Origin of the sequence: Albidovulum sp., assembly GCF_049646345.1 — a bacterium.
Classification (GTDB): Bacteria; Pseudomonadota; Alphaproteobacteria; order Rhodobacterales; family Rhodobacteraceae; genus Albidovulum.
This window is the reverse complement of the sequence record NZ_JBARVQ010000687.1, coordinates 1-3171: the sequence shown is the minus strand read 5'-3', so window position 1 is coordinate 3171 and position 3171 is coordinate 1. Positions and strand designations below refer to the sequence as shown.

Here is a 3171-nt window from a genome sequence, read left to right as displayed (position 1 = left end):
CCATTGGGGTCTCCTAACGTTAAGGACGTGGCCCCTTAGCCGATTGCTCGCCTCAGTTAAAGGCCTTGCTGCGGTGCGGCGCAGGAAAAACGCTGCTGCGGCAGGCAGATCACGTCCCCGCCTGTGTAACGCGTGGATCGCGGGTCATCAGCGCATCGACGAACTGCTTTTCGGCCGCAAAGTCATGCGGCACCTGATCGGCCCGGCGCGACCCGGTGAGCGAGAGCGAGGCGAAGAAGTCGAAGCCGTGGAGGCGAAGCGCGGTGAGATCGCTTGAGGCGAGAAGGTCGATCATCATCAGCCCGGTCGTCGGCGGCGCGCCGAGCCGGTTGTGCAGATCGGACCAGTCGACACGCGGGTGCAGGTAAAAGCCGTCGGATGCCGCGACAGGCCATGGCAGCCGTTTGCGCTTGTGCGACATCCAGAGCATGCGGCGGGGTTGGATGCGGCTCATGTCCTCAGCACCGATCGAGGTGGCAAGCGCCAGCCAGTCGGTGCGTGTGCCATGGGTGCGCGAGGCGGGCATCGGCGCGCGGTTGATGCGGATCACCAGATCGGCGGCGTCAATCTCCGCACCCTCATTGCCGTCGGCCAGTGAGCGCGCGTTGCCGACAAGCGCCACGCGCTTGCCCGCGAGGTCCGCCATCAGGTCACCACGCGGCACCGACAGGGCGGCCAGCGGCGCGTCCTGCCGCAAGGTCCGGGCTATCAGGAACGACAAGCGGTTCACCGCGTCTCTCCCGCCAGTAATCTGCGATAGACCGCGACAATCGCCTCTGCCTCGCGCCCGATCCGGAACGCGTCATAGACGCGGGCGAGGGCCGCCTGCCCCGACGCCTGCCGCAGCCCCGCATCGCCAAGATAGGGCGCAATCGCCGCTGTCAGCATCGGAATGTCGTCCGGCGGCACCAGCGCACCAGTGCCGTCAGCCACAATCTCCTCGAACGCGCCGACTCGGGTTGCGACGACCGGCACGCCGCAGGCCATGGCCTCGATCGGGGTCAGGCCGAAGCCCTCCCACCTCTGCGGCGCGACATAGAGGTCAAGGATGCGGTACCAGTCGGCAATCGCATGCACCGGCACTTCGGGCAGAAAGCGGATGCGATCGGCAAGTCCTGCCGCCGCGGCCTTTTCCTTCAGACCCGACAGGAAGCCGTCATGCCCTTCGGTCGCCCGCCCCATGACGAGCGCCGTCACATTCGGCCGGTCGGGCAACAGTGCCAGCGCGGCATCGACAAAGGCATCAGTGCCCTTCTGCGCCCGGATGCGGCCGTAACACCCCATGATCACGTGATCTTCCGGCAGGCCAAGGCCCCGACGCAGGGCCGCGCGATCCCCGGGCGGGGAAAAGCCGTCAGTGTCGATCCCGTGCAGGATGACGTCTGCCGGACGTTTCAGATAGGCCGCCGTCTTCTGCGACGTCGCGATCACGCCGTCCATCCGGCCGATCAGCCATTTCGTATAACCGCTGTGCCGCCGCTGCGAGGCCGAGGTGAAGAGCAGTTTCAGCTTCCGCCGGAACACATGTTTCAGGATCAGACCCAGCAACATCTCGGTATTGCGACGCGCATGCCAGACACGGCACCGGTTGCGCGGCATCAGGAACAGGCGCGGAAGCGGGATCTGCGGCACATGGGCAGGCAGTCCCGGCCCGGTCGCGGCAATGCCGATCATGCCCGCCTGCAACGGCACCAGCCGAACGATCGTCGCCGTCACACCCGACAGCCGCCGTTTGAGATTGGGCGCGATCACGTCGATGTCGCGGATATCCGGGGCCATGCGCTCTCCTTCGCACCTCTGGTTAGCGGATGCAGGCGGGCAAGGCTAGCCTCGGGCGTCACGGCTGAAGAGGTAAAGGAAGATGCCGATGATGAGGGGCACGAGAAAGAACAGGAACACCGTGCGAAACACGTCTTCGGGCGCGCCCGAGGCACCTTGATAGACGGGACGCGAGGCGAATTGCAGGATCCCCGCCCCGCCGATGCCGAACATGTTGAGGAAGGTGACACCGCGCCCGACAAGGTGTGGCGGAAAGAAGCTGCGCCCATGTGCCATGATCGCCGGGAAGGACGAGCCGAAAAGACCCAGAGCGGCGAGCAATGCCGTCGCGGTCCAGACGCCCGCGCCTGGCACAAGGGCCAAGGCGGCAAGGCCAAAAGCCGCGCCGATATTGCCCAGGATCACTACCCATTTGCGTGTCCCGAAAATGCGGTCGAGCGGGCCATAGGCGAAATTGCCGAGGACCATGGCCAGCGCCATGACCAGCGTTGCCCGCCCGATGACAGTGGCATCGGCGCCAAAAACCTCTTGCAGATATGGCCCGGCCCACAGCCCTCTGATCGCGGCGGCGGGCGCATAGGCGACCGCCATCAGCGGCAAGATCGCCCAGAGGCCCGGCACCTTCAGCAGGTGCAGGATGGAACCGCGCCCGGTTTCGGGCACCTCTGCCCGCTCCGGGCCACGGACGAAGACCCATAGTGCTGCCGCCACAAGGAAGGTCACCGCGGCCAGCGCAAAGAGCGCCGGACGCCAGCCGACTGCGCCCACGAGCCAAGCCAGCGGGGCCGCGCCAGCGATATTGCCAAGCGAACCAGCGCCGATGATCGCCCCGGCCAGTGTGCCGAAGACCGCCGGGGAATAGATGCGCGCAAAGATATAGTAGGACGCCATCAGGACCGGCGAACAGCCGATCCCGATCAGCGCCATCGCGGCATGAACCGCCCAAGGCCCCTCGGCCAGCGCGAAGACGAGCGCTCCGCCACCGCCGCCGAGCCCAAGCAGAACAGACGCCGTCAGGCGCGGCCCGATCCGGTCCAGCGCCTCACCCACGGGCAGTTGCATGAGAGCGAAGATCGAAAACCAGATGCCCGAGGAAACAGCCAGATCGCCCGGTGTCACCCCGATTTCAACCCCAAGGACCGGGGTCAGCACCGCGAGAAAGGCGCGGTAAAACTGGCTGAGCACATAGCCCGCCACCAGAAAGACCAGACCTGCCCGCATCCGCTGCCACCCCCACCATTGCGCGCGGCAACCTGCGGCAGATCGCAGCGCCACGCAAGGGCTGCCGATCGGTGGGCCATCCCGCTCAAAACATCCGAAATCGGGACTTTGGTGCCGTTCAAGGAAGTGCCCACTTCGCCCGGGAACAAGCGCGCCGGGCGGGTGCCTGCC

General features: G+C 66.3%; 3 protein-coding genes. All 3 read right to left on the bottom strand.

Annotation, left to right across the window (positions count from 1 at the left end; all coding sequences use genetic code 11):
* Nucleotides 1-109 precede the first annotated feature (109 nt).
* The 3 genes from WBB85_RS17920 to WBB85_RS17910 are packed head-to-tail and all read right to left on the bottom strand — an operon-like array spanning nucleotide 110 to nucleotide 3000.
* Nucleotides 110-730: a glycosyltransferase family 29 protein gene (locus WBB85_RS17920; RefSeq protein ID WP_432639958.1), complete on the bottom strand. Its 621-nt coding sequence runs from the start codon at nucleotides 728-730 to the stop codon at nucleotides 110-112.
* On the bottom strand, nucleotides 727-1779 hold the full coding sequence (locus WBB85_RS17915; RefSeq protein WP_432639957.1) for a glycosyltransferase family 4 protein: 1053 nt from the start codon (nucleotides 1777-1779) through the stop codon (nucleotides 727-729). Before WBB85_RS17915 ends, WBB85_RS17920 begins: the two co-directional genes overlap by 4 nt.
* Before the next feature lie 45 nt (nucleotides 1780-1824).
* A complete protein-coding gene (locus WBB85_RS17910; RefSeq protein ID WP_432639959.1) occupies nucleotides 1825-3000 on the bottom strand; it encodes an MFS transporter in 1176 nt (391 codons plus the stop codon).
* Nucleotides 3001-3171: the final 171 nt, after the last annotated feature.

Coding starts and splice junctions, on each gene's coding strand:
- WBB85_RS17915 (WP_432639957.1), bottom strand. CDS start 1,779: ATGGCCCCGGATATCCGCGACATCGACGTGATCGCGCCCAATCTCAAA.
- WBB85_RS17910 (WP_432639959.1), bottom strand. CDS start 3,000: ATGCGGGCAGGTCTGGTCTTTCTGGTGGCGGGCTATGTGCTCAGCCAG.